The organism is Microbacterium esteraromaticum, assembly GCF_028747645.1.
GTDB classification, from domain to species: domain Bacteria; phylum Actinomycetota; class Actinomycetes; order Actinomycetales; family Microbacteriaceae; genus Microbacterium; species Microbacterium esteraromaticum_C.
Genome location: NZ_CP118100.1, coordinates 859,917 through 886,199, shown reverse-complemented (window position 1 = coordinate 886,199; position 26,283 = coordinate 859,917). Strand labels below are relative to the sequence as shown.

At 68.5% G+C, this 26,283-nt stretch carries 23 protein-coding genes and 1 riboswitch; of the genes, 16 read left to right on the top strand and 7 right to left on the bottom strand.

Going from position 1 to position 26,283, the window contains the following annotated elements; all coding sequences use genetic code 11:
- Positions 1 to 55 precede the first annotated feature (55 nt).
- From PTQ19_RS03985 to PTQ19_RS03960, 6 genes are read left to right on the top strand one after another with little or no spacing between them, the layout of a single operon-like run.
- Positions 56 to 1,624 (top strand): fumarylacetoacetate hydrolase family protein, encoded by a 1,569-nt coding sequence (locus PTQ19_RS03985; RefSeq protein WP_274368543.1) that lies wholly within the window; start codon positions 56 to 58, stop codon positions 1,622 to 1,624.
- On the top strand, positions 1,624 to 2,301 hold the full coding sequence (locus tag PTQ19_RS03980; RefSeq protein ID WP_274368542.1) for a GntR family transcriptional regulator: 678 nt from the start codon (positions 1,624 to 1,626) through the stop codon (positions 2,299 to 2,301). Before PTQ19_RS03985 ends, PTQ19_RS03980 begins: the two co-directional genes overlap by 1 nt.
- Positions 2,301 to 3,797, top strand: coding sequence for a 5-carboxymethyl-2-hydroxymuconate semialdehyde dehydrogenase (gene hpaE / locus PTQ19_RS03975; RefSeq protein WP_274369026.1), 1,497 nt, complete (start codon positions 2,301 to 2,303; stop codon positions 3,795 to 3,797). Before PTQ19_RS03980 ends, hpaE begins: the two co-directional genes overlap by 1 nt.
- Before the next feature lie 14 nt (positions 3,798 to 3,811).
- Positions 3,812 to 4,978, top strand: coding sequence for a 3,4-dihydroxyphenylacetate 2,3-dioxygenase (gene hpaD / locus PTQ19_RS03970; RefSeq protein WP_274368541.1), 1,167 nt, complete (start codon positions 3,812 to 3,814; stop codon positions 4,976 to 4,978).
- A 2-nt stretch (positions 4,979 to 4,980) separates the two neighbouring features.
- Positions 4,981 to 5,763, top strand: coding sequence for a fumarylacetoacetate hydrolase family protein (locus PTQ19_RS03965; RefSeq protein ID WP_274369025.1), 783 nt, complete (start codon positions 4,981 to 4,983; stop codon positions 5,761 to 5,763).
- A complete protein-coding gene (locus tag PTQ19_RS03960) occupies positions 5,748 to 6,548 on the top strand; it encodes an HpcH/HpaI aldolase family protein (RefSeq protein WP_274368540.1) in 801 nt (266 codons plus the stop codon). The genes PTQ19_RS03965 and PTQ19_RS03960 overlap by 16 nt, the downstream gene beginning before the upstream one ends.
- 80 nt (positions 6,549 to 6,628) lie before the next feature.
- Here PTQ19_RS03960 and PTQ19_RS03955 read toward each other — a convergent pair whose 3' ends face one another.
- On the bottom strand, positions 6,629 to 7,993 hold the full coding sequence (locus PTQ19_RS03955; RefSeq protein ID WP_224817429.1) for a short-chain fatty acid transporter: 1,365 nt from the start codon (positions 7,991 to 7,993) through the stop codon (positions 6,629 to 6,631).
- A gap of 108 nt (positions 7,994 to 8,101) precedes the next feature.
- On the opposite strand from PTQ19_RS03955, the gene PTQ19_RS03950 reads away from it, so the two are divergent.
- Complete coding sequence (locus PTQ19_RS03950) at positions 8,102 to 8,815, top strand: DUF6882 domain-containing protein (RefSeq protein ID WP_274368539.1); 714 nt, start codon at positions 8,102 to 8,104, stop codon at positions 8,813 to 8,815.
- A gap of 26 nt (positions 8,816 to 8,841) precedes the next feature.
- Positions 8,842 to 9,399 (top strand): hypothetical protein, encoded by a 558-nt coding sequence (locus PTQ19_RS03945; protein ID WP_224817427.1) that lies wholly within the window; start codon positions 8,842 to 8,844, stop codon positions 9,397 to 9,399.
- A gap of 36 nt (positions 9,400 to 9,435) precedes the next feature.
- Here PTQ19_RS03945 and PTQ19_RS03940 read toward each other — a convergent pair whose 3' ends face one another.
- Together PTQ19_RS03940 and glyA are read right to left on the bottom strand one after the other, a co-directional pair.
- A complete protein-coding gene (locus tag PTQ19_RS03940; protein WP_179411510.1) occupies positions 9,436 to 10,311 on the bottom strand; it encodes a bifunctional methylenetetrahydrofolate dehydrogenase/methenyltetrahydrofolate cyclohydrolase in 876 nt (291 codons plus the stop codon).
- Positions 10,312 to 10,464: 153 nt separating this feature from the next.
- Positions 10,465 to 11,739 carry a serine hydroxymethyltransferase gene (gene glyA / locus PTQ19_RS03935; protein ID WP_274368538.1) on the bottom strand — a complete coding sequence of 425 codons (1,275 nt, stop codon included), beginning with the start codon at positions 11,737 to 11,739 and terminating at the stop codon, positions 10,465 to 10,467.
- A 37-nt stretch (positions 11,740 to 11,776) separates the two neighbouring features.
- Positions 11,777 to 11,859, bottom strand: a riboswitch (ZMP/ZTP riboswitch).
- Positions 11,860 to 11,922: 63 nt separating this feature from the next.
- On the opposite strand from glyA, the gene PTQ19_RS03930 reads away from it, so the two are divergent.
- The 6 genes from PTQ19_RS03930 to PTQ19_RS03905 all read left to right on the top strand — a co-directional run bounded on the left by PTQ19_RS03930 (position 11,923) and on the right by PTQ19_RS03905 (position 19,059).
- Positions 11,923 to 13,440: a family 20 glycosylhydrolase gene (locus tag PTQ19_RS03930; RefSeq protein ID WP_274368537.1), complete on the top strand. Its 1,518-nt coding sequence runs from the start codon at positions 11,923 to 11,925 to the stop codon at positions 13,438 to 13,440.
- Positions 13,440 to 14,621 carry an N-acetylglucosamine-6-phosphate deacetylase gene (locus PTQ19_RS03925; protein WP_274368536.1) on the top strand — a complete coding sequence of 394 codons (1,182 nt, stop codon included), beginning with the start codon at positions 13,440 to 13,442 and terminating at the stop codon, positions 14,619 to 14,621. Before PTQ19_RS03930 ends, PTQ19_RS03925 begins: the two co-directional genes overlap by 1 nt.
- Before the next feature lie 378 nt (positions 14,622 to 14,999).
- On the top strand, positions 15,000 to 16,868 hold the full coding sequence (locus PTQ19_RS03920; protein ID WP_274368535.1) for a sigma-70 family RNA polymerase sigma factor: 1,869 nt from the start codon (positions 15,000 to 15,002) through the stop codon (positions 16,866 to 16,868).
- 56 nt (positions 16,869 to 16,924) lie between these two features.
- Positions 16,925 to 17,296, top strand: coding sequence for a YrdB family protein (locus PTQ19_RS03915; protein ID WP_274368534.1), 372 nt, complete (start codon positions 16,925 to 16,927; stop codon positions 17,294 to 17,296).
- A gap of 13 nt (positions 17,297 to 17,309) precedes the next feature.
- A complete protein-coding gene (locus PTQ19_RS03910; protein WP_274368533.1) occupies positions 17,310 to 18,671 on the top strand; it encodes an FAD-binding oxidoreductase in 1,362 nt (453 codons plus the stop codon).
- Positions 18,664 to 19,059 (top strand): NUDIX hydrolase, encoded by a 396-nt coding sequence (locus PTQ19_RS03905; protein WP_274368532.1) that lies wholly within the window; start codon positions 18,664 to 18,666, stop codon positions 19,057 to 19,059. The genes PTQ19_RS03910 and PTQ19_RS03905 overlap by 8 nt, the downstream gene beginning before the upstream one ends.
- A gap of 36 nt (positions 19,060 to 19,095) precedes the next feature.
- On the opposite strand, the gene PTQ19_RS03900 is transcribed toward PTQ19_RS03905, so the two are convergent.
- The gene (locus PTQ19_RS03900; protein ID WP_274368531.1) at positions 19,096 to 19,875 is read right to left on the bottom strand and encodes a glucosamine-6-phosphate deaminase; all 780 of its coding nucleotides are present in this window, start codon (positions 19,873 to 19,875) and stop codon (positions 19,096 to 19,098) included.
- The gene (locus PTQ19_RS03895; protein ID WP_274368530.1) at positions 19,868 to 20,821 is read right to left on the bottom strand and encodes an ROK family protein; all 954 of its coding nucleotides are present in this window, start codon (positions 20,819 to 20,821) and stop codon (positions 19,868 to 19,870) included. Before PTQ19_RS03895 ends, PTQ19_RS03900 begins: the two co-directional genes overlap by 8 nt.
- A gap of 185 nt (positions 20,822 to 21,006) precedes the next feature.
- Between PTQ19_RS03895 and PTQ19_RS03890 the strand changes: the two genes are divergently transcribed.
- Positions 21,007 to 22,467 (top strand): L,D-transpeptidase, encoded by a 1,461-nt coding sequence (locus tag PTQ19_RS03890; protein ID WP_274368529.1) that lies wholly within the window; start codon positions 21,007 to 21,009, stop codon positions 22,465 to 22,467.
- A gap of 72 nt (positions 22,468 to 22,539) precedes the next feature.
- On the opposite strand, the gene PTQ19_RS03885 is transcribed toward PTQ19_RS03890, so the two are convergent.
- Positions 22,540 to 24,759, bottom strand: coding sequence for an NADP-dependent isocitrate dehydrogenase (locus PTQ19_RS03885; protein WP_274368528.1), 2,220 nt, complete (start codon positions 24,757 to 24,759; stop codon positions 22,540 to 22,542).
- 106 nt (positions 24,760 to 24,865) lie between these two features.
- Between PTQ19_RS03885 and PTQ19_RS03880 the strand changes: the two genes are divergently transcribed.
- Entirely contained in the window at positions 24,866 to 25,324 is a 459-nt protein-coding gene (locus tag PTQ19_RS03880) for a GNAT family N-acetyltransferase (RefSeq protein WP_274368527.1), read from the top strand.
- Between the two features lie 142 nt (positions 25,325 to 25,466).
- Here the strand turns inward: PTQ19_RS03880 and PTQ19_RS03875 are convergent, their stop codons facing one another.
- Positions 25,467 to 26,264 (bottom strand): hypothetical protein, encoded by a 798-nt coding sequence (locus tag PTQ19_RS03875; protein ID WP_274368526.1) that lies wholly within the window; start codon positions 26,262 to 26,264, stop codon positions 25,467 to 25,469.
- Between the last annotated feature and the right edge of the window lie 19 nt (positions 26,265 to 26,283).

The following is a 26,283-nucleotide window of genomic DNA, read 5'->3' as shown; positions in this document are numbered from 1 at the left end:
ACATCGTTCAGACCGGCAGAATCGGCGAACGACCCAGCGCGAGGAGGCGCCCACCGTGACCGAGATCACCCGTCCCGGCAAGATCATCGCGATCCATCTCAACTACGTCTCGCGCTCCGACCAGCGCGGGCGCCGCCCCGCCGCCCCGTCGTACTTCTTCAAGCCGGCCAGCTCGATCGCGGGCACCGACGGCACCGTCGAACGCCCTGCCGGCACCGAGCTGCTTGCCTTCGAGGGCGAGATCGCCCTCATCATCGGCACCGCCGCCCGGCGCGTGTCGGTCGAGCAGGCCTGGGCGCACGTGGCACACGTGACCGCCTCGAACGACCTGGGACTGTACGACCTTCGCACCAACGACAAGGGGTCGAACGTGCGCTCGAAGGGCGGCGACGGCTACACCCCGGTCGGACCGAACCTGATCGCGGCGGCCGACCTCGACCCCGGTGCGCTGCGCGTACGCACCTGGGTCAACGGAGAACTCGCACAGGACGACATCACCGCCGGACTGCTCTTTCCCCTCCCCCAACTCATCGCCGATCTCTCGCAGCACTTCACGCTCGAACCCGGCGACATCATCCTCACCGGCACCCCGGCGGGGTCCAGCGTGATCGTGCCCGGCGACGTCGTCGAGGTCGAGGTCGACGCACCGACCGCGCCCGGGGCCCCCTCGTCGGGCCGCCTGCGCACCACTGTCACGCAGGGAGAGATCCCGTTCGACGCGCAGCTCGGCTCGATGCCCGCCGTCGATGACCTGCAGCGCGAAGAGGCCTGGGGCTCCCGCGAGGCCGCCGGCCTTCCAGCATCCGCACCCGCGTCCGCCGTCACCACCCACCCCACCCACGAGGGGTCAAAAAACGTCCCCTCCGCAGCACCCAACCCGACATTTCCTGACCCCTCATCGGCCGAGCCGGCCGCGGGGCTCTCCGCCGAACTGCGCGCCAAGCTGCTCGAGGCGCCCACCGCGGGCCTGTCGAGCCAGCTGCGCAAGCGCGGACTGAACTCGTGCTTCATCGACGGCGTCTCGGCCAACATCGCCGGCAGCAAGATCGTCGGCACCGCCAAGACGCTGCGCTTCGTGCCCGCCCGCGAAGACCTGTTCAAGACCCACGGCGGCGGCTACAACGCCCAGAAGCGCGCCTTCGACGCCGTAGAAGAGGGCGAGATCATCGTCATCGAGGCGCGCGGCGACGCCACTACCGGAACACTCGGCGACATCCTCGCACTGCGCGCCGTGGCACGCGGCGCAGCCGGTGTCGTCACCGACGGCGGTGTGCGCGATTTCGACGCCGTCGCCGAGATCGGCCTGCCCGTCTTCTCGCAGGGCCCGCACCCCTCGGTGCTCGGCCGACGTCACGTGCCCTGGGAGCACGACGTCACCATCGGATGCGGTGGCGCGACCGTGCAGCCGGGCGATGTCATCGTCGGCGACGGCGACGGCGTGATCGTGATCCCCGCCCACCTCGCCGAAGAGGTCGCCGACGACGCGCTCGCGCAGGAGCACGAGGATGCCTGGATCGCCGAGCAGGTCGCAGCGGGCCACCCCGTCGACGGCCTGTTCCCGATGAACGCGCAGTGGCGCGCTGCATTCGATGCACGCTCCGAACCGCAGACGGGTCAGGGCTGATGCCCACCGCAGGCGAGGGCAGTAAGTCGGAGCAGGCGTACACCTGGTTGCGTGAGCGCATCAGCTCGCACCGGTACGGCCCGGGCTACCGCCTCGTACTGGGCGCCATCGCCGAAGACCTCGATATGAGCGTCGTCCCGGTGCGCGAGGCGATCCGCCGCCTCGAGGCGGAGGGGCTCGTCACCTACGAACGCAACGTCGGCGCCCACGTGTCTCTCGTCGACGAAGGCGAGTACGCCCACACCATGCAGACCCTGGGTCTGGTCGAGGGCGCCGCGACGGCACTGTCTGCCCCTTTGCTCGACGAGAGCGCGCTCCGGCGCGCCGAAGAGATCAACGACCGCATGCTGCGGCTGCTCGATCACTTCGATGCGCACCGTTTCACCGAACTCAACCGCGACTTCCACTCCGTGCTCTACGAGCCGTGCCCCAACCCGCACATCCTCGACCTCGTCCACCGCGGATGGGGACGACTGTCGGGCATCCGCGACACGACGTTCGCCTTCGTGCCGGGCCGCGCCCGCCACTCGGTCGAAGAGCACACCCACATCCTTGAGCTCATCCGTTCCGGCGCCGACGCGCTGACCATCGAGCTCGCCGCACGCGACCACCGCTGGCGCACCATGGACGCGTTCCTGGATTCCCTCCACACCCACCGCGAAGAAGAAGGACGATGATGACCGACGTGTACACCCCGGCTGATCTGCCGCAGAAGATCCAGCACTACATCGACGGCGAGTTCGTCGACTCGGTCGACGGCGACACCTTCGCGGTGCTCAACCCCGTCACCAACGAGACCTACGTGCACGCCGCGGCCGGCAAGAAGGCCGATATCGACCGTGCCGTCGCGGCAGCCAAGGCCGCGTTCGAAGACGGCCCGTGGCCGCGGATGCTGCCGCGCGAGCGCTCGCGGGTGCTGCACCGCATCGCCGACATCGTCGAGTCGCGCGATGCCCGCCTCGCCGAACTGGAGTCGTTCGACTCGGGCCTTCCGATCACACAGGCGCTGGGCCAGGCGCGACGCGCCGCCGAGAACTTCCGTTTCTTCGCCGACCTGATCGTGGCGCAGGCCGACGACGCCTACAAGGTGCCGGGCCGCCAGATGAACTACGTCAACCGCAAGCCCATCGGGGTTGCGGGCCTGATCACGCCGTGGAACACGCCCTTCATGCTCGAATCGTGGAAGCTGGGCCCGGCGCTGGCCACCGGCAACACGGTCGTGCTGAAGCCGGCCGAGTTCACGCCGCTGTCGGCGTCGCTGTGGGCGGGCATCTTCGAAGAGGCCGGCCTGCCCAAGGGTGTGTTCAACCTCGTCAACGGCTTGGGGGAGGATGCCGGCGATGCGCTGGTGAAGCACCCCGACGTGCCGCTGATCTCGTTCACCGGCGAGAGCAGCACCGGTCAGCTGATCTTCGGCAACGCCGCACCGTATCTGAAGGGCCTGTCGATGGAGCTGGGCGGCAAGAGCCCGGCGATCGTGTTCGCCGACGCCGATCTCGATGTCGCCATCGACGCGTGCATCTTCGGTGTCTTCTCGCTCAACGGCGAGCGCTGCACGGCGGGTTCGCGCATTCTCGTCGAGCGGGCGATCTACGACGAGTTCGTCGAGCGCTACGCCGCCCAGGCGCGTCGTGTGAAGGTCGGGCACCCGCATGACCCGGCCACCGAGGTCGGGGCGCTCGTGCATCCCGAGCACTACGACAAGGTGATGAGCTACGTCGAGATCGGCAAGACCGAGGGGCGTCTGGTCGCCGGCGGTGGCCGTCCCGAGGGCTTCCCGACGGGCAACTACGTCGCCCCGACGGTGTTCGCCGATGTCATGCCCGACGCCCGTATCTTCCAGGAGGAGATCTTCGGTCCCGTCGTGGCGATCACGCCGTTCGAATCGGATGCTGAGGCACTGGCTCTGGCCAACAACACCAAGTACGGTCTGGCGGCGTACGTCTGGACGAACGACCTCAAGCGCGGGCACAACTTCGCGCAGTCCGTCGAGGCCGGCATGGTGTGGCTGAACTCGAACAACGTGCGCGATCTGCGCACCCCCTTCGGCGGTGTGAAGGCGTCCGGCCTCGGCCACGAGGGCGGCTACCGCTCGATCGATTTCTACACCGACCAGCAGAGCGTGCACATCACGCTCGGCGAACCCCACAACCCCACCTTCGGCAAGAACTGAGCAAGGAAGCCGTCATGACCGACAAGACCGCGAAGACCCTCACCTCCTCTGGCTTCTCCGTCAGCCAGGAGGCACCCATCAACAGCGATAACCCGGTGGCGACGCCCGCGTCGACCCCGCCCGACATCCTGCGCTGCGCGTACATGGAACTCGTCGTGACCGACCTCGCCGCGTCGCGCGAGTTCTACGTCGACGTGCTCGGCCTGTACGTCACCGCCGAGGACGATGAGGCGATCTACCTGCGCTCGACCGAGGAGTTCATCCACCACAACCTGGTGCTGCGCAAGGGGCCCATTGCCGCGGTGGCCGCGTTCTCGTACCGGGTGCGCAGCGCCGAGGACCTCGACCGGGCAGTGGCGTTCTACACCGAGCTCGGCTGCGATGTGCGCCGCAACCCCGAGGGGTTCGTGCTCGGTATCGGCGACTCGGTGCGCGTCGTAGACCCGCTGGGCTTCCCGTACGAGTTCTTCTTCGAGACCACGCATGTCGAGCGGTTGTCGTGGCGCTACGACCTGCACACCCCGGGTGAGCTGGTACGTCTGGACCACTTCAACCAGGTCACCCCCGACGTGCCGCGCGCGGTGCGCCACTACCAGGACCTCGGTTTCCGCGTCACCGAAGACATCCAGGACGAGTCCGGCACCGTGTACGCGGCGTGGATGCGCCGCAAGCCCACGGTGCACGACACAGCCGCGACCGGCGGCGACGGCCCCCGCATGCACCACGTCGCCTTCGCGACGCACGAGAAGCACAACATCCTCGCGATCTGCGACAAGCTCGGCGCGCTGCGCAGATCGGATGCCATCGAGCGCGGCCCCGGCCGCCACGGCGTCAGCAACGCGTTCTACCTGTACCTGCGCGACCCCGACGGGCACCGTGTCGAGATCTACACCCAGGACTACTACACGGGCGACCCCGACAATCCGGTGATCACGTGGGACGTTCACGACAACCAGCGCCGCGACTGGTGGGGCACCCCGGTGGTTCCCAGCTGGTACACCGACGCCTCGCTCGTGCTCGACCTCGACGGCAACCCGCAGCCGGTGATCGCGCGTACCGACAGCAGCGAGATGGCCGTCACGATCGGCGCCGACGGGTTCTCGTACACCCGCCCCGATGAGGGCGAGAAGTCGATGCCCGAGTGGAAGCAGGGCGAGTACAAGCTCGGACACCAGCTGTGACGCTGCCCGCCGAGACCATCGCAGCACTGGCGGCGGAGCTCGCCGAGGCCGAACGCACCCGCGGGGTGATCCCGCGGATCACGGCACGGTATCCGGATGCCACCATCGAGGACTCCTATGCCATCCAGGGCGTCTGGCGCGACTCGCAGGTCGCTGCCGGACGCCGTCTGGTGGGGCGCAAGATCGGGCTCACCTCGAAGGCCATGCAGCAGGCGACGGGCATCACCGAGCCCGACTATGGCGTGATGTTCGATGACACCGTCTACGCAACGGGATCCGAGATCCCGTTCGACGACTTCTCGAACGTGCGTATAGAGGTCGAGCTGGCGTTCGTGCTGAAGCAGCCGCTCGAAGGCCCCGACTGCACGCTCGATGACGCCCTCGCGGCGATCGATTACGCGGTGCCCGCGTTGGAAGTGCTCAACTCGCACATCGAGCTGGAGGGTCGCACGATCGTCGACACGATCAGCGACAACGCCGCGTACGGGGCGATGGTGCTGGGTGATGTGCGTCTGCGCCCCGACGAGATCGACCTGCGCTGGGTGCCCGGCGTGCTCTCGCGCAACGGCCAGATCGAAGAGACGGGCGTTGCGGCGGGTGTGCTCGGGCATCCGGCCACCGGTGTGGCGTGGCTGGCGAACAAGTTCCATCAGCACGGCGCGCGCCTGGAGCCGGGCGAGATCATCCTGGCAGGATCGTTCACACGCCCGATGTGGGTCGAGCGCGGCGACACCGTGCTCTGCGACTACCGCGAGATGGGAACGATCGAATGCCGCTTCGTCTAGAACCGACCTTCCGCGAGGCGCTCGCGCAGGCCAACCGGCCGCTGATCGGTATGTGGCTGAGCGCCGGCTCGACGTTGAACGCCGAGATCTGCGCTGGTTCGGGTCTGGACTGGCTGATGATCGACATGGAGCACGGGCCGAACACGCTCACGACCGTGCAGCAGCAGCTGCAGGCCATCGCCGCCTACCCGACCACCTGTGTGGTGCGCGTACCGGTGAACGATGCGGTGATCATCAAGCAGGTTCTCGACACCGGCGCACAGAATCTGCTGGTGCCGATGGTCGCGTCGGCCGACGAGGCACGCGCCGCCGTCGCGGCGGTGCGCTATCCGCCCGAGGGCGTGCGCGGGGTGGGTTCTGCGCTCGCCCGCAGCGGCCGCTGGGGCCGCGTCGTCGGCTACGTGCCCAACGCCTCCGAGACGGTGTCGCTGTTCGTGCAGATCGAATCGGCGGATGCCGTCGACGCCGCCGCCGAGATCGCCGGCGTCGACGGCGTGGACGGCGTGCTGGTGGGCCCGGCCGATCTGGCCGCGTCGATGGGCGTCCCCGGTCAGCAGGGGCATCCCGATGTGGTCGCCGCCGTGCACCGGGTCTTCGCGGCGGTGCGCGCCGCGGGCAAGTACGTGGGCGTGAACGCCTTCGACCCCGCCGCGGCCGACGCCTACCTCGACGCCGGCGCCCGTTTCGTCACGGTCGGCGCCGACGTGACCCTGCTCGCACGCGGCTCTGAGGCTCTGGCGGCGCGGTTCATCCCGGCATCCGATGCCGAGTCCGACGCGTACTGACCTTCTCCCTGTATGTCACATGCTCGGCACCGTGACGGTGCCGAGCATGTGACGTATACGGCGCATGTGCGCCGCGGCGATCAGAGGCTGACGAGCACCAGTACGGTCATCAGCACCACGCCCGAGCCGAGCAGCGTCACGAAGGTGTACCCGAGGATGTCGCGCATCTTCAGACCGGCGATCGCCAGCACGGGCAGCGCCCAGAACGGCTGGATCATGTTCGTCCACTGGTCGCCGTAGGCGACCGCCATGACGGCCACCGCGGGGTCGACACCCAGTTGGTCGGCGGCATCGAGCATGATCGGCCCCTGTACGGCGAACTGCCCGCCACCCGAGGGCACGAAGAAGTTCACGACACCGGCGGCCAGGAACGCCAGCACGCCGAACGTGACCGGAGTGGCGATCGCGACGAACGAGTTCGAGAACAGTTCGATCAGCCCCGAGCCGGCCATGATGCCCAGGATGCCCGCGTACAGCGGGAACTGCACGAGGATCTCGCCGACGTTCGATGCGGCCTTCTTGGTCAGGTGAATCAGTTCGAAGGGGTTGCGCACCAGCAGCAGGATCAGCGCCAGGAACGACCAGTTGACGATGTCGAGGGTCAGCGTGCCGCCCTGAACGAAGTGCACGACGAGGTAGACGGCGAGCGCCGCACCGAGCGCGAGGGTGAGGATGCGCGACGCGTCGACGCGGTCGGCGGGGGTGACGACCTGGTCGTCGGCCTCATCATGCTCCTCAGAGCCGACGTGCACCGGCAGCTCGAAGATCGGGTCGTCCTTGCGCGGACGGATCAGGAAGAACAGCAGCGAGCAGACGACGATCACGCTGACGGCGGCCAGCAGGTTCCACGTCGAGAACAGCGTCTCGGTGACGGGGATGACCTCGTCGTTCAGAGCCGGTGCAAGGAAGGATCCCGGCGTCGCTGCGGTCAGTGGGCCCGAACCCGAGTAGCCCATGTGCCAGACGACGAAGCCCGAGTAGCCGGCGGCCACCAGCAGCGGGAAGTGCACCTTCATGCCGCGCTTGCGTGCCTGTACGGCGACCTCACGGGCCAGCAGGGTGCCGACGATGAGGCCCAGCCCCCAGGTGATCAGGCAGGCCAGGGCCGCGACGATGAAGACGAAGACGTACGCGAACGCCGCGTTGCTGGGCACTCGGGCGAGCCAGCCGAGCAGCTTGCGCACGGGGCCGGTGTTGGCGAGCATGTACCCCAACAGCAGGATCAGGCACATCTGGGTCATGAAGGCCAGCAGGCCCGCCAGACCGTCGCCCCAGCTGACGACGACGTCGACAGGGCTCGTCTGTGTCAGTGTCATCGCGAGGATGGCGACGATGAACGTCAGGACGATCGCGAAGGTCAGCGCCGAGGGAATCCACTGTTCGAGGAACCTGTTGATGGGGCGCATGAAGCTGCGCTTGCCGGGGCGTGTCTGCGTCGTGTGCATGACAGCTACTCCTTTGTCTCTGGGCACACGTGTCCGTGCCTCAAAGACCATAGCGAATTCACGGCTGCGGCTTTGGCATCGCACAGCCTCGACACGCACACTGGAGACATGAACTTCGACACCCTGCGCGCCCTCGCCGACCGCGCCGCCCTGTTCACGGCCCTCCGGCAGGACCAGCTGGTCGCCGCCGTCGACGACCTGGGCGAGCACCGCTGGAGCGTCGACCTCTCGGCAGGAGTGTTCACCTTCGCCGCCGATGCCGACCCGTCGCGCACTCTGCAGGCGACGCCGCACCTGATCGCTTCCATCGCACCGGGCCCCCGCTCGCTGATGTGGTCGTGGGCACTCCCCGAAAGCTACGACACCACCGTGGCCGACCGCCTACGGACGTACGGCGAGCAGCACGGCATCGCCGAGCTCACGGCAGGCGAGGTCGCTCTGCCCGACGGCGATGACGGAGACTCCGTGCTGTCATCGGTCGCGCACCTGGTCGGCGGCGCGGCCGTCGAGATCACCGGACTGTCGCCGTACTACATCGCCAACGTCGGAGACACGCGCGCGGTGATCCTGCTCGACGCTGCGGTACCGACGTTGAGCGTCAGCACCGCGGTGCAGGCGCTCCCCCGTGTGCTCGCCGGCCTGACGATGCGCGATCCGCGGGCCTCCGTCTGGGATCTCTCGCGTCTGGCCGGGTGGCGACTCGAGTGGGCCGATGAGTCGTTCTCGGCGGCCGTCGTATCGGATGCCACCGGCACCGCCACATTCCGGTTCGACGAGCACGCCCGCATCTCCGGCATCGAGAGCACACTCACCGGCGCCTGAACCGGCGGATGTGCGACCCTGGAGGCATGCGCAACGCGATCATCCGGTTCGGTGCACTCTACGTCTTCAACGCGGCGGCGCTGCTGCTGCTCGGTCTGCTGCTGCCGAGCGTGAGCGTGGGCTGGCACGCCCTGTGGGCCGCCGTCGTGCTCACCGCCGCCGCACTGCTGATCAAACCCGCGCTGCGCGCGGCGTTCCGCAAGGGCGTCGCGAAGTCAGCGCATGAGCGCACGAAGCTCGGCGAGAAGGCAGTGCAGTACGCCAGCGTGTTCGCCGTCGAGCTGATCGTGTGGATCGTGACCGTGCTGCTGAGCGGTGTGCGCGTCAGCGGATTCTTCTGGGGCTGGGTGCTCCCGCCCGTGCTGCTGCTGATCGGCTGGGTCGTCTACGACCGCCTCGACGACCGGTTCCGCGCGAAGGCGGGCCAGATCTACGACGCGACCTCGGCGAAGATCACCGGGCGCCGCCCGTCTCCGGCATCCGACGCTCCCGCTCCCGACTCCCCCGCGACCCGCGCGGGGCGCGAGGAGCTCGCCGACGGGCTGACACCCGAACAGCGTCGGATGCTCGACGACCTGGGGTGACGCACGCCGCGCCGCGGCGGCGCGTACGGCGTCTCGCTACGCCCGCTCGGCGGCCTCGACGACGTTCGTCATCAGCAGCGCGACGGTCATCGGGCCGACACCGCCCGGGTTGGGCGAGAGGAATCCGGCGACCTCGGCGACGTCGGGATGCACGTCGCCGTACACCTTCGACTTGCCCGTCTCGGGGTCATCCTCACGGGTCACTCCCACGTCAAGCACGGCGGCGCCGGGCTTGACGTCGGCTGCGCGGATGAGGTGCTTGACCCCCGCGCCGGCGACGATCACATCGGCCATCCGCAGGTACGGCGCCATATCCGGCGTGCCGGTGTGCACCTGGGTGACCGTGGCATTGACGTCGCGCCGCGTGAGCAGCAGCCCCATCGGCCGGCCGATCGTGACGCCGCGACCGACGACGACGACGTGCTTGCCCGAGAAGTCGTAGCCGTTGCGCACGAGAAGCTCGATCACGCCGCGGGGCGTGCACGGCAGCGGTGTGTGGATCGGCGCGTTGACGTTGAGCACCAGCCGGCCGAGGTTGGTCGGATGCAGACCGTCGGCGTCCTTGGCCGGGTCGATGCGCTCGAGGATGGCATCGGTGTCGAGGTGCTTCGGCAGCGGCAGCTGCACGATGTAGCCGTGGCACGCCGGGTCGGCGTTGAGCTCATCGATCAGCGCTTCGACCTGCTGCTGGGTGGCATCCGCCGGCAGCTCGCGCTGGATGGAGTTCATGCCGATCGCCTCAGACTGGCGGTGTTTCATGCCGACGTAGAGCTGCGAGGCCGGGTCGGCCCCCACCAGCACGGTGGCGATGCCGGGCACGATGCCGCGGGCACGCAGCGCCGCGACGCGCTCGGTCAGCTCACTCTTGATCTCGGCCGCAGCGGCCTTGCCGTCGAGGGTCTTCGCCGTCATGTCACGGTTCCTTTCACGGCCGTTCCCTCCCCTCCCACGAGGGGTCCCCTCCCACGAGGGGTCAGAAAACGTCTGGTCCGGGCATGCCCAGGCGACGTTTCTTGACCCCTCGTGGGGCGGGACGGGCCCTCGCGGGGAGGGAACGAGAGGGGGTTACTGCTGGAGGTCGGGGTACAGCGGGAAGGCCACCGCGAGAGCGTCCACGCGGGCGCGCAGCGCGTCGATGTCGGCACCCGGCTGCAGCGCCAGGGCGATCACGTCGGCGACCTCGGTGAACTCGGCGTCGCCGAAGCCGCGCGTGGCGAGCGCCGGCGTGCCGATGCGCAGCCCCGAGGTGACCATCGGCGGGCGCGGGTCGTTGGGCACCGCGTTGCGGTTGACGGTGATGTGGATCTCGTGCAGCAGGTCTTCGGCCTGCTTGCCGTCGATCTCGGCGTCACGCAGGTCGACCAGCACGAGGTGCACGTCGGTGCCGCCCGAGCGCACCGCGACACCGGCGTCCTTGACGTCCTGCTGCGACAGCCGGTCGGCGATGATCGACGCACCGCGCAGCACGCGCTCCTGACGCTCCTTGAACTCCGGCGAACCGGCGATCTTGAACGCCGTCGCCTTGGCGGCGATGACGTGCATGAGCGGACCGCCCTGCTGACCGGGGAAGACAGCCGAGTTGATCTTCTTCGCGATGTCGGCGTCGTTCGTCAGGATGAAGCCCGAGCGAGGGCCACCGATCGTCTTGTGCACGGTCGACGAGACCACGTGCGCGTGCGGCACCGGGTTGGGGTGCAGGCCCGCGGCGACGAGACCGGCGAAGTGGGCCATGTCAACCCAGAGCAGTGCGCCGACCTCATCGGCGATCTCACGGAACGCGGCGAAGTCGAGCGTGCGCGGGTACGCCGACCAGCCGGCGATGATCACCTTGGGCTTGTGCTCGATGGCGAGCGCACGCACCTCGTCCATGTCGATCTTCGAGGCCTCGGGGTCGACGCCGTACGCGACGATGTCGTACAGCCGACCCGAGAAGTTGATCTTCATGCCGTGGGTGAGGTGGCCGCCGTGGTCGAGCGACAGGCCCAGCAGCGTGTCGCCGGGACGGGCGATGGCGTGCAGCACGGCCGCGTTGGCCGTCGCGCCCGAGTGGGGCTGGACGTTGGCGAACTCGGCGCCGAAGAGCTCCTTGGCACGCGAGATGGCCAGCGACTCGGCGACGTCGACCTCTTCGCAACCGCCGTAGTAGCGGCGGCCGGGGTAGCCCTCGGCGTACTTGTTGGTGAGCACCGAGCCCTGCGACTGCAGAACCGAGACGGGCACGAAGTTCTCAGAGGCGATCATCTCGAGGTACGTGCGCTGGCGGTTCAGCTCGCGCTCGAGAACCTCGGCGATCTCGGGGTCGACCTCGGCGAGCGGGGCGTCGAAGTAGCGGTCGGTCATGGCAGTCTCCTGTTCACAGGGGAAATAGGGAATGTTCCTCATCGGCCCAGGCGCGCGGTCGAATCCCATGAGGTCGCTCCCCGGTGGTGACCCACCCAGACGCCAGTCGCGACGCACATGAGTCTAGCGGATCGGCCGGACTTAGACCGTTGCGCGTTTCCCGTGAACCGATAGGTTTTGTTCATGGCCCTTCCAGATTCCCTCCCCCTGATCCCCTCCCCGATCTCGGCCACGGCCGGAGAGGGGCGCCTCGCACTGACGCCGGGCACCATCGCGCACGGGTGCGAGGCAGCATCCGCCGCCCTGATCGACGCCGTCGAGCGCCGTACCGGCACCCGCCTCACCACGTCGGATGCCACCGATGACGCCGCGACCACGATCGCTCTGCGGGTCGACCCGGCAGTGGCCGCCGCCGAGGGTTACACGCTGCGCGTCGCCGAGACCATCGAGGTGGTCGGCGCCGATGCGGCCGGTCTGTTCTACGGCGTCCAGACCCTGTTGCAGCTGCTGCGCGAGGGCGAGGACGGCTGGGGATGGCAGCGCGCCGAGGTGTCGGATGCCCCCCGCTTCGCCTACCGCGGTGTGATGCTCGATGTCACCCGCCACTTCTTCCCCGTCGACGAGGTCAAGACCGTCATCGACCGCGCTGCCGCGCTGAAGTTCAACCACCTGCACCTGCACCTCACCGACGACCAGGGCTGGCGCATCGAGATCGATGCCTGGCCGCTGCTGGCAGAGAAGGCCTCGACGACGTCTGCCAACGGCGACGCCGGCGGCTTCTACACGAAGGACGACTACCGCGAGATCGTCGCCCACGCGGCATCGCGGCATGTCACGATCGTTCCCGAGATCGACCTGCCCGGCCACACACACGCGATCGGCGTCGCCTACCCGGATCTCGTCGAAGAGCCTGTGCTCAACGACGAGCTCGTGCGCGCCACCGAGGCGTGGGGGCAGCAGCTGCCCGTGCGCGGCGAGCCGTTCACCGGCTGGGGCGTGGGCCACTCCAGCGTGCGCATCCGCGACGAGCGCACGTACGACTTCGTGCGCGACGTGCTCACCGAGCTCGCCGAGATCACCCCCGGCCCGTACCTGCACATCGGTGGCGACGAGTCGCTGGGCACCTCGGCCGAGGACTTCGCGTACTTCGTCGAGCGCGCGACGGCGATTGTGCAGCAGATCGGAAAGACTCCGGTCGCGTGGCACGAGGCCGGCGCTGCCGCCGAGATCGCCACGGGCACGGTCGGCCACTTCTGGGGTGCCCTCAAGCCGTCCGAGCTGCACGCGTCCGAGGCGGCGCATTTCGTCGCGCGCGGCGGTGGGCTGATCCTGTCGCCGTCCGACACGATCTACCTCGATATGAAGTACGACGCCGACTACCCGCTGGGCCTGGCCTGGGCGGGCCTGATCGACGTGCGCCGCTCGTACGAGTGGGAACCGACCGACATGCTCGATGTGCCCGACGAGGCGATCCTCGGCATCGAGGGACCGCTGTGGACCGAGACGGTGCGCACCTTCGAAGACGCAGATCAGCTGATCTACCCGCGCATCGCGGCCGTCGCCGAGCGCGCATGGACGCCCGCGGGATCGCCGCAGCTGACCTGGGACTCGTTCCGTACCCGACTGGGAGCAATGGCTCCGCTGTGGCAGGCTGACGGCATCCACTTCCACCGCGCAGCTGAGATCGACTGGAGCTCCTGATGACCCCGACCACCGACTTCCGCGGATCGCGGGTCGTCCATTCCGCACGCCTGGTCGACGGAGATGGTTCGATCACCGAGAACGCGTGGGTGCGCTTCGAGGATGGCCACGTCGCCGCCCGCGGCACGGGAACGGACTGGACCGATGCGGACGACGTGGTCGATGCTGTGTCGGTCGCCGGTCCGGGTGCGCTGCTGTGCCCTGGATTCATCGACATCCACGGTCATGGTGGCGCCGGCGCCGCCTATGACGACGGCGCCGAGGCGATCCGCACCGGCCGGAAGATGCACCGCGCGCACGGCACGACGCGTGCCGTGATCTCGTTGGTGACCGCGAGCGTCGACGCGCTCGCGCAGCAGGCCGCCGTGATCGCCGATCTCGCCGAGTCGGATGCCGAGATCCTCGGTAGCCACCTGGAGGGCCCCTTCCTCGATCCCGGCCATCAGGGCGCGCACGAGCCGTCACTGCTGCGCCACCCGCAGACGGCCGACGTGGCGCGCCTGCTGGAGGCCGGCCGCGGGACGGTGCGTCAGGTCACGATCGCGCCGGAGCTGCCCGGTGGCCTCGACGCGGTCCGTCAGATCGTCGCGTCGGGCGCGGTCGCCGCGATCGGTCACACCGACGCGGATGCGGATGCCGCACGCGCGGCCTTCGAGGCGGGCGCATCGATCCTGACCCACGCGTTCAACGCTATGAACGGCATTCACCACCGCACGCCGGGGCCGGTCATCACTGCCGCGGCCGATCACCGCGTGGTGCTCGAGGGCATCGCCGACAACATCCACCTGCACCCGAACATCATCAAGCTGCTGTTCGACGTCGCGCCAGGTCGCGTGGCGCTGATCACCGATGCGATGGCGGCGGCCGGTAGCGCCGACGGTCACTACGACCTCGGCGCGGTGAAGGTCACGGTGAAGGACGGCGTCGCCCGCACCGACGACACCGGTTCGATCGCGGGTTCGACGCTGACGCAGGACGTGGCGCTGCGCAACGCCGTCGCCGCGGGTGTGCCGTTGGCCGAGGCCGTCCGCGCCCTCACATCGACGCCTGCCGGCGCGATCGGATACGGCGCTTCGCTGGGAACGTTGCAGCCGGGCTTCGTCGCCGATGCGGTGTTGATGAGCGACGGGTTCGACGTGCAGGGCGTCTGGGTCGGAGCGGCGCCGACGCGCTCTTGCTGAGAGAACGGGGTTCGGGCCGCCGTACTCCCCAGCACGGCGGCCTCGCGTCCCCAGGAGCCGGTCGGACCGAAGGCTCCTCCCCCGAGGTCTTCGGCCCGGACCGGGTCATCGATGCGATACCCCGTGCATCGATGCTGCAACGCCGCCCCCCGGTGGTGCTGCAGTTCGCTCCGAGTAATGAGACGCCGCTGTATCGGGTTCATTACGCGGGTCCCAACAAATTTCTCGAGAAAGTTCCGCTGCCCGGTTGGGGAGTTCTCCACAGGGTTGGTTTCGCTGATCGTTTGTGGCCAGAATTGGGAGGACGCGTGATGAAACGACACTTCACGCGTCTCTTCGTGTGAGCGCGTTCCGATAGGCGCGTGGTGAGGACATCAAGTGGGAGACCAGAAAGCCGATCATTCGGCATCCGCCGATGCAGACCTGGTGTTGCGTGCGCGATCGGGCGACACCGAGGCATTCGCGGAACTCTGGCGACGACACCACATGTCCGGCCTGACCGTGGCACGGTCGGTGACGTCATCGATCGACCCGGACGATCTGGTGCAAGAGGCCTACGCCCGCATCTACCAGGCGATCCTCAAGGGCGGCGGCCCGAATGGGTCGTTCCGCGCGTACCTGTTCACCAGCATCCGCAACACCGCGGCGGCATGGGGGCGCTCCCGCCGCGAGGTTCCCATCGATGAGATGGACGCGGTCGTCGATCCGCACAGTACCGACTCGGCCGCCGATGAAGCGTTGGATCGCGGGCTGACTGCTCAAGCGTTCCGGTCGCTTCCCTCGCGCTGGCAGGAAGTGCTCTGGTACTCCGAGATCGAGCAGATGAAGCCGGCCGAGATCGCACCTCTGCTCGGGATGACCGCCGGCGCGGTCTCCCAGTTGACCTTCCGCGCGCGGGAGGGCCTGCGCGAAGCGTGGATCCAAGCGCATCTGCGCAGCGTCGCTGAGGGCTCCGAGTGCCAGTGGACGATCGAACACCTCGGCGCTCATTCACGCGGCAATCTCGGACCGCGTGCGCAGCAGCGTATCGACGCGCACCTCGCCTCGTGCACGCGGTGCATCATCGTCGCCGCCGAGGCGAAGGACGTCTCCGGGCGCCTGGCGATCGTCATCCTTCCGCTCGTACTGGGCGCTGGCGCCGCCTCCAGCTACCTCGCCACTTTGCAGGGTGGCGGTGCGCCGATCGTCGCATTGGCCGCGATGCCCGCGGGTGTGGTGGATGTCGCCACAATCGGCGGGACGACATCAAGTGTCGGTGCACCGACGATCTCCGGGGCGGGCGCGGTACCGCCGAGCATGGGCGGCGCCGAAGCTGCGGGAGCCGCGGGCTCCGGCAGCACTGGCGCGGGTGCGGGTTCCGTCGCCGGAATCGGCGCACTGGTCGGTGCGGGTTCGGCCGCGCTGGTCGTCGCCGGCGTCGTCGCCGCTGTCGCGGTAGTGCCCGCATTGACGTCGGCGGGCAGCGCCACCTCTTCACCGAGCGCCTCGCTGTCGGACTCGTCGGCGATCACTTCCGAGGTGAACCCCGACACATCGAGGCCACTTGAGAACCCGCTGGTGATCGAGGTCGACGACGAGCCGCCGGCGGCGCCGTCGCCCCTGCCGGGCGTCGAGGCTGCGCCTCCGGCCGACGAGACCACCACCAGCGAACCCGCCGCGCCCGAGACGGCCCCCGCGCCCGACCCGAGCCCGGAGCCGACGGTCACACCCGAGCCGAGCCCGACTCCGACGGTCACACCCGAGCCGACTCCGACGGTCACGCCCGAGCCCACTCCCACCGTGACGCCGAAGCCGACAGTCACGCCGAAGCCGACACCCACCCTCACGGTCACGCCGAAGCCGACACCGACAGTCACGCCGAAGCCGACCGTCACACCGACGGCCCCACCGACGCCAACGCCAACGCCAACGCCAACCCCAACGCCAACCCCCGTACCCGAGCCAGAGCAGGATCTCGCACCGATCGTGTGGGACGGTCAGCGCGAGGTCTGGGTCGACGACGCATTGAGGACCCACTACGTCCTGTCCATCAGCGGCACCCCGAACGCCGTCGTGCAGGCGTGGATGGGTGGCCGCGCCGGCGGAGGCGATGAGATCGTCCTCGACGGCCACGGCGAGGGCCTGATCGATCTGCGTCCGAACGGCCTGCAGCTCGCGTTCGGCACCGAACTCGGGTTGCGCTACGTCATCGACGGCGAGCCTGGCGAGTGGACGTACTTCACGATCGAGAGCGCCCTCCGCCGGTAGCGACCGCTCACCCGGCATCGGCGTGGGCCAGCGCGCCCGCCGAATAGACTGGACTCATGTCCCAGGATCCCGCCACCGAAGCCGGTGTGACCCGCCCGAACGTCACCCCGCTCGACATCATCCGCGTGCTCGTGCTGCTGGCAGCCCTTGCCAGCCTCGCCCTGTGGGGCTTCGCCACGTGGGCGATGCCGTGGAGCATCGTCGTCGGCATCGGTGCGCCGCTGATCGTGCTGGTGCTGTGGGCGCTCGTGCTCTCATCGAAGCCCGTGCTGCGTCTGCACCCGTTCCTGCGCGCCCTGGTCGAACTGCTGATCTACGTGGGTGTCACGCTGGCATGGTGGTCGATGGGCTCCACGTGGATCGGCATCGCTTTCGCCGTGGTGGCTGTCGCAACGGGGGTCATCTCCGGGCGCCGCGCCTTCCGCTGATCCCCGCGTCGCCATGACCGACGTCGTCGCGCTGCTGCGGACCGAACTCGGCGATATCGTCGATACGACGTCCGGCGCGCTCGAGGCCGCCAGGGCCGACCGTAGCGGACATCGTTCTGCCGGGCGCCCTCTGGCCGTGGTGCATGCCAGAACCGTCGACCATGTGCAGCGCACGATGCGCATCGCCTCGCAGACCGATACCCCGGTCGTGGCCCGCGGTGCGGGTACGGGCCTCGCGGGCGGCGCGAACGCCGGCCCCGGCGAGATCGTGCTGTCGACAGCGGCGATGACCGGCATCCTCGAAGTACGGCCCGATGATCTCATCGCGGTCGTCGAGCCGGGCATCCTCAACGCCGACCTGAACGCGCATCTGGCACACCACGACCTGTGGTGGGCGCCCGACCCTGCCAGCCGCGAGATCAGCACGGTCGGCGGCAACATCGCCACCGGTGCCGGCGGCCTGCTGTGTGCAAAGTACGGCGTCGTGCGCGATGCGGTGCTCGGGGTGGATCTGGTGCTCGCCGACGGACGGATGCTGCGCCTCGGCCACCGCACGGTGAAGGGCGTCACAGGCCTGGATCTGACCTCGCTGGCGATCGGTTCCGAAGGCCGACTGGGCGTCATCGTGGGTGCGACGCTCAAGTTACGCCGGCGCCCTGCGGGCGTCGTCTGCACGCTCACGGCTTCGTTCCCGACAGTGAGCGCTGCGGCAGCGGGCGCGGCCGCAGTGACGGCCGCCGGCGTGCAGCCGTCGATCATGGAGCTCATGGACGCCACGGCGCTAGCCGCCGTCCACGATCTGCTGGGGATGCCGCTACCAGCCGCGCGATCCGCGCAGCTGACCATCCAGACCGATGGCTCGGCCGCACGCGACGAGGCTGCCGCGATCGCACACGTGCTCGAAGCGTCCGGCGGCACTGTCGCGGTCACGGATGATCCGGATGCCGGCGAGGAACTCCTGCGCGTGCGCCGCTCCATGCACCCGGCGATGGCCGCGCTTGGCACGACGCTGATCGAGGACGTCGCTGTTCCGCGCAGCGCGATGGCGGCGATGTTCGACGAGATCGAGCGGATCGAGCAACAGCACGGCGTCAGCATCCCGACCGTCGCGCATGCGGGCGATGGCAACCTGCATCCGAACTTCATCTTCGACGGCGAGGACGTACCCGATCACGTCTGGGCCGCCGCCGACGATCTCTTCCGCACGGCGGTGCGGCTGGGCGGCACCCTCACCGGTGAACACGGCATCGGCATGCTGAAGAGCCGCTGGTTGGCCGAGGAACTGGGTGCTGACCAATGGCAGCTGCAACGCGATATCGTGCGCGTGTTCGATCCACAAGGAATCCTCAACCCGGGAAAGGTGTTCGATGCCTGATATCCACGTCAGCGCCGCGGTGATCGTCGACCGCGCCGGCCACGCACTCGTGGTGCGCAAGCACGGCACCACCCGGTTCATGCAGCCCGGTGGCAAGCCCGAACCCGGCGAGACCGCCGCGCAGACGCTCATTCGGGAACTGGAGGAGGAGCTCGCTCTGCGGGTCGACGAGACGGCGCTGCAGCCGCTGGGAAGGTTCGTTTCGGCAGCGGCCAACGAGCCCGATCACCGCGTGGTCGCCGAGGCATTCGCGCTGCGGGCGGAATCTTCGGACGTCGTCGTGCAGGCCGAACTGGCCGAGCTGCGTTGGCTCGCCCCGGGCGATATGCACAGCGTTCCGCTCGCCCCGCTCAGCGTGGAGCATCTGCTTCCGCTCGCGTGGCGCTGAGCGGAAGCAGATGCCGGCCCGAGGGCCGGTGCTGGCTCAGATGCCCTGCCAGGCGGGCTTGTTCTCGTAGCTGTAGCGGTAGTAGTCGGCAAGCTTCAGTTCGCTGGCGGCGGCTTCGTCGAGCACGACCGTCACATGCGGATGCAGCTGGATGGCCGAGGCCGGCAGGATCGCGCTGACGGGCCCTTCAACGGCCCCGGCCACGGCGCGCGCTTTGCCCTCACCGAACGCGAGCAGCACGAGGTGCTTGGCGCGCAGGATCGTTCCCAGCCCCTGGGTGACGCAGTGCCGGGGCACGTCGTCGATCGAGTCGAAGAACCGGGCGTTGTCCTCACGGGTGCGCTCGGTGAGCGTCTTGACGCGTGTGCTGGAGGCGAACGACGAACCGGGCTCGTTGAACCCGATGTGGCCGTCTGTGCCGATCCCGAGGATCTGCAGGTCGACGCCGCCCGCGGCCGCGATCGCCGCCTCGTAATCGGCGCCGGCGTGCTCGACGCTCTCGATGGCTCCGTTGGGCACGCGGATCCGATCGGGGTCCAGCCCCAGAGGTTCGATGACCTCGCGGGTGATGACCGAACGGTAGCTCTCGGGGTGGGCCGGATCGATGCCGACGTACTCGTCGAGCGCGAATCCACGCAGGTGCGATACGTCGTGGCCGGCCAGGCGATCACGCAATGCCTCATAGACCGGCAAGGGAGTCGACCCCGTGGCAAGCCCCAGCACGGGCTCGGCGACCGTGTCGATCAGTCGAACGATCTCGTCGGCGATGAGCGCGCCTGCTTCGGCCTTGCTGGGGAGGATGACGACTTCAGCCATGGGGGACGATCTCCTTGTCGAGTGCGGTGGTATCTGCAGGTGCGCTGCCCAGCAAGGCGGCCCCGATGGCCGCCACCGGCGAGTCCGCCGGAAGCATCTCTATCCTCTCATCGAGGTGCAGCGACCCCAGGAACGGTGACGTTGCCGCATCTGCTCGCAACGCGGTGCGGATGCCGGGCTCGAGCCGTTCGGCGAGAGCGGTCAGTCCACCGCCGATCACGACGCTCTCGACATCCACCGACAGCACGAGCGCCCGCACCGCCGCCGCCACGCCGCGGAACAGGTCGTCGCGCAGCACGGTCGCAGTCGGGTCACCGGCATCCGCGGCGTCGAGGATGTCTTTCACCGGCAGATCGACCTCGCGTGCCCAGGCGCGAGCCAGTGCTCCCCCGCCGCACATGGTCTCGATGCAGCCGCGCTGTCCGCAGCCGCACACGCGGCCCTGCGGATCGACCGAAAGGTGGCCGATCTCGCCGGCGATGCCGCGAGACCCGCGCCAGATCCGTCCGTCGATGACGATGCCGGCCGCGACCCCCGTGCCGAGGTTGAGGTAGGCGATCGGGGTGTTGTCGTCGCGCAACGACGCAGCACCCAGGGCAGCGGCCTTGACGTCGTTCTCGACGAAGCAGGGCAGGTCGAGCGCGCGCTGCACCTGCGCCGCGATGTCGAGCGACTCCACCCCCAGGTTGACTGCGTGCAGCACTCTCCCCGCGCTCGCGTCGACGAGCCCGGGAATGCCGATGCCGATCGAGCGGATGTCAGAACCGGGCAGCTGGTCGCGGAGGGCACGAGTAGCGTCGAGGATGCCCGCGATGACGGCGTCGCCGCCGATGCCGGTCGGCTGGCGGACGTCGGCGAGGATCGCGCCGTCATCGGCACGCGCGATTCCGGCGATCTTCGTGCCGCCGATGTCGAGGCCGATGCGCACGCCTGGATATCGGTTCACGATCGTCATATTTGTTAGTACACCTTACGAACCGCCTTTCGCGCAACATGGCGCGCCGCGGAGCCCTCGGGTTACCCAAACGTTACGGCGCAGCCTGCGCCTTCGCCGCTCCGCACACCCCGCTCAGCGCCCGCGTCATTTACCATGAGTTCAATACGTCGCGCAATCCGTTGGGGGGCTGTTCCGTGACTGATGTGATCTCCGGACCCGATACGGGTGCCTCTTCCGAGGGCTCCGAATCGGTCGACACGCGACCCCCCGGCGATATCGACCGCCCCATGGAGTGGGCGCCCGCTGAACCCGCTCCGAAGAAGCGCCGCCTCGGCCTGTGGGTCGGCCTCGGCGGCGGTGCTCTGCTGCTGGTTGCCATCGGCGCGTCACTCGTGCTGATCGCTCCGGGGACGACCGTGGCCGGCGTGGCCGTAGGCGGCATGACCCCTGGCATGGCCGCGGATGCCATCAACAATCGCATCGCGACCACCGACGTCACCCTCACGGATGTCGACCAGGAGGCACAGGTCAGCGGCGCCGCCCTCGGAGCGAGCATCGATGCAGCTCTGCTTGCCGAGCAGGCGTTCGCCGAGCGGCCGATGTGGAACCTCGGCGCTTGGATGGGCGACTCCGTCACGGCGGCGATCACCCTCGACGCCGACACCGCCACCAGCGCGCTGCGCGCCGCAGCCCCCACCAGCTTCACTGCCGCCACCGACGCCGAGGTCATCTTCGACGCCGACGCGGCGAAATACATCGCGACTCCCGCCGCTACCGGCACGGGCATCTCGGTCGACGACCTGACGGTCGCGTTCACCGAGGCCGTGAACAAGGGTGAGACGACGCTCGAGTTCTCGGGCGCTCCCACGACCGTGGAGCCTCCGATCACCGATGAGAAGGCGACGGCCGGCGTCGAGCAACTCAACACCATGCTCGGCACGATCGGATTCTACGTCGGCGACGAGCGGACGGTACCGGTCGCCCCGAACGTGGCCGCGAGCTGGCTGAGCGTCGAGGCCGTCGACGGCGAACTGCAGATCATCGCCGATTCCACCCAGATCCAGAGCACCGTCGATACGCTCGCAGAATCCGTCAACAGAGAGGCCGTGCCGGCCAAGAACATCGTCGACTCGGGCGGAAACGTGCTACGCACCGAGACTGAGGGTGCCACCGGCCGAGAGCTGGCCGACACGACCGGTATGGCCACCGAGTTCGCCGCCGCGCTCGAGAAGGGCGAGGCGGCCTACCCGCTCACCGTCACCGAGACGCCCTTCGAGACCACCGATGTCACCCGTAGCCTCACGGTCGACATCAGCGACCAGCGCACCTATCTGATCGAGAACGGCAAGGTCGTCAAGTCGTGGCTGGTCTCGACCGGACTGCCCGGCACCCCGACGGATCTCGGGCACTTCCGCGTGCGCGCGCATGTCCCCATCCAGGACATGCGCGGCACGAATGCGGACGGCTCGAAGTACGTCACCAAGGACGTGCCCTGGGTGCTCTACTTCAACGGCGACGAAGCCTTCCACGGCACGTGGTGGCACTCCAACTTCGGCAACCGCATGAGCCACGGCTGCGTCAACATGACCTTCGACGCCGCCAAGCAGGTGTACGACGCTTCCCCCCTCGGACTCGAGGTGTGGGTGCGCGAGTAACCTCGGCACGAAGACGGAAGAGGGCGGATGCTGACAGCATCCGCCCTCTTCCGCGTCTCGGACGCGACCCGATCAGGCCAGTGCGTCGATGACGCCGTTCAGGGTCTGCGACGGGCGCATGGCCGCCGCGACCTTCGCCGCATCGGGCCGGTAGTAGCCGCCGATCTCGACGGGCGCACCCTGCACAGCGTTCAGCTCGTCGACGATCGTCTGCTCGTTCGCAGCCAGGGTCTCGGCGACCGGTGCGAATGCAGCGGCGAGCGCGGCGTCCTTCGTCTGCTTCGCCAACTCCTGTGCCCAGTACATCGCCAGGTAGAAGTGGCTGCCGCGGTTGTCGATCGTGCCAAGAGCACGGCCGGGCGAACGGTCCTCTTCAAGGAACGTGCCGGTCGCAGCGTCCAGCGTCTCGGCGAGGATGCGTGCGCGCTCGTTGCCGACGCGGTCGGCCAGGTGCTCCAGCGATGCGGCCAGGGCGAAGAACTCACCCAGCGAGTCCCAGCGCAGGTAGTTCTGCTCGACGAGCTGCTGCACGTGCTTCGGCGCGGAACCACCGGCGCCCGTCTCGAACAGCCCACCGCCCGCGAGCAGCGGCACGATCGAGAGCATCTTGGCGCTGGTACCGACCTCGAGGATCGGGAACAGGTCGGTCAGGTAGTCGCGCAGCACGTTGCCGGTCACCGAGATGGTGTCCAGGCCGTGGCGCATGCGCGCCAGCGTGTAGCGAGTCGCCTCTTCGGGCGCGAGGATCGTGATCGTGATGCCGGCGGTGTCGAGCAGCGCGAGGCCCTGGTGCACCTTGGCGATGATCTGCGCGTCGTGCGAACGGTTGGCGTCCAGCCAGAACACGGCGGGTACACCCGTGGCGCGTGCCCGCGTGACCGCGAGCTTGACCCAGTCCATGACCGCGATGTGCTTGGTCTGCGTGGCACGCCAGATGTCGCCGGCGCCGACGGTGTGCTCGATGAGCACGGTGCCTTCGCTGTCGACGATCTGCACCACGCCGTCCGCAGCGATCTCGAAGGTCTTGTCGTGGCTGCCGTACTCCTCTGCGGCCTGCGCCATCAGGCCCACGTTCGGCACGGTGCCGATCGTGGCGGGGTCGAGCGGGCCGTTGGCGATGACATCATCGATCACGGTCTGGTAGACGCCGGCGTAGGACGAATCGGGGATCACAGCAAGGGTGTCGCCCTCGGCGCCGTCAATGCCCCACATCTTGCCGCCGTTGCGCACGAGAGCAGGCATCGAGGCGTCGACGATCACGTCGCTGGGCACGTGCAGGTTGGTGATGCCCTTGTCGGAGTTCACGTACGACAGGCGCGGGCCATCGGCGATCGCTGCCTCGAACGCGGCGGCGATCTCGTCGCCCCCGGCGATGTTCGACAGACCTGCGAGGATCGAGCCGAGACCGTCGTTGGCGCTCAGGCCTGCGTCGGCGAGCTGCTGGCCGTAGCGGCTGAAGACGTCGGCGAAGAATGCCTTGACGACGTGGCCGAAGATGATCGGGTCGCTGACCTTCATCATGGTGGCCTTGAGGTGCACCGAGTAGAGCACGTCATCGTTCCTGGCCGCTTCAAGCGTTTCGGCGAGGAAGGCATCGAGGTGCTTCGCCGACAGGAAAGTGGCGTCGATGATCTCGCGCGGCAGGACCTTCAGTCCCTCCTTCAGCACGGTGGTGGTTCCGTCGGCGGCGATGTGACGGATGCTCAGGACGTCGTCGTGCGCGGCGACCCACGAGCGCTCGTTCGACTTGAAGTCGTCGTGCCCCATCGTGGCGACACGCGTCTTCGAGCCCTCGGCGAACGGCTTGTTGCGGTGCGGGTGCTTCTTGGCGTAGTTCTTCACGGCCAACGGGGCACGGCGGTCGCTGTTGCCCTCGCGCAGCACGGGGTTCACGGCCGAGCCCTTGATGCGGTCGTAACGGGCCCGCACGTCGCGCTCATCGAGGTCCTTCGGCTCGTCCGGGTAGTCCGGGACGTCGAAGCCCTGCTGCTGCAGTTCGGCGATTGCCGCCTTCAGCTGCGGGATCGATGCCGAGATGTTCGGCAGCTTGATGATGTTGGCCTCGGGCAGCGTGGCCAGGCCGCCGAGCTCGGCGAGGGCATCGCCGATCTGCTGCTCGGGGGAGAGCTTCTGGGGGAAGGCGGCGAGGATGCGTCCTGCCAGCGAGATGTCACGCGTCTCCACCTCGATGCCTGCCTGGCTCGTGTATGCCTTGATGATCGGCAGGAAGGACGCGGTCGCCAGGGCCGGCGCCTCGTCTGTGTAGGTGTAGATGATGGCGTCGTCGGTCACCGGATCTCCGTTCGCGAGGGCTTTTTATCTCGATACCAAGATACCCGAGTGCATTCGTACGACAGCATTCTCTCCAACGTCGCGCTGTAGGGGCTAGCCTGGGGACATGTCGGAACTGCGTATGGTCGAACTCTCCGCGACGACGATCGTCGCTGTCAACAAGCTGTCGCTCAAGCCCGGACAGGAGCAGTTCCTCGCTCCGGTCTCCTATGGCATCGCCGCCACGGTCGTGAACCCCCAGACCACGTGGCAGCGCGTCGTGCTCGACGGCGACCAGGTCGTGGGCTTCGTCAGCGCAAGCTTCGACCCCGAGGCGTTGGAAGAGACCTTCCGCAGCGTGCTGTGGCGCATCAACGTGGATGCCGATGATCAGGGCCGCGGTGTCGGTCGCTTCGCTGTGCAGGCTCTGATCGACGAGGCCCGCGCCCGCGGCGTCGATCACGTGAACGTGATCTATGAAGCCGGTGATGGGGGCCCCGAAGCGTTCTTCCGACGCGTCGGCTTCGAACCGGTCGGCGAGACCGAGTACTCCGAGGTCATCGCCGAGATCCGCGTCACGCCCTGAACCGGCGGCGGGGTCTCGAATCCCCTCCCCCATCGAGGCCCCGTCGCCGCTCGCCTTTTCTCAGGACGATCGCAAGTTCTCAGGACGAATCAGCCACCAGCATCCTGCAGAAGTGCATTCGTGCTGAAGAAGTGAGCACCCGTCAGCGGCTGTCCCGCGGCGGATCGTCACGATGCGGGCGCGTCCACATCCCGAGCACGTCCGAGGTGCGGTTGATCACGTCGGTGGTGCGTTCCATGAGAGTGCGCGCGGCATCGCGCAGCGCATCGGCCCCGTCGGGTTGCAGCTTCTCACCGCGCACGCTGCGTTCGGCGAGATCGAAGGCGCGCTCGAGGCGCTCCACAGCGTCGCGGTACGCGCCGTAATCGGATGCCGTCACCCGCTGCTCCTCGTTCGGCCGGAGCTCCCGCGCCTCCTGCACCGCGGCGAGGAAGGCCGCGGTGGCGGGGGCACGGGCATCCGACATCGCGGGGAACGCGAGCAGTTTGTCGGGGTCGGTCTCGTACTCCATCCACCGAGTGAGAACGGCGTCGTGGCGGTGGCGCATACGCTCCAGCGGGGCGCCCCCACCATGGCTCAACGCCGTACGCTCGGCGACTACCCGTGCACGGGCGGCCTTGACCCGAGCCGTCGCGGCCTTCGACGCCAGCTGCGCCTCGCGCAGCGCGCGCCGTGCGGCCGCCACGGCGCCGGAATCCGTCCGCGACGCGGCACGGTCGGCCGTGACCCTCGTCGCCTCGGCGCGAGCCACACGTGCGTTGTCGGCGGCGACGCGGGCGTCCTGCTGCGCCTGGCGCAACTCGAGCCGCGCCGCGTCGTAACCGAGTCTCTTGTTGCTCACGCTGGCCCTCCGTGACACCACGACAGCGGTGGTCGCCCCGCCGATGACGACGGGTGCGACCCACCACAGCTCTGCTGCCACCGCCCAGAACGGATCCACACCTTCAACCTAACCACGT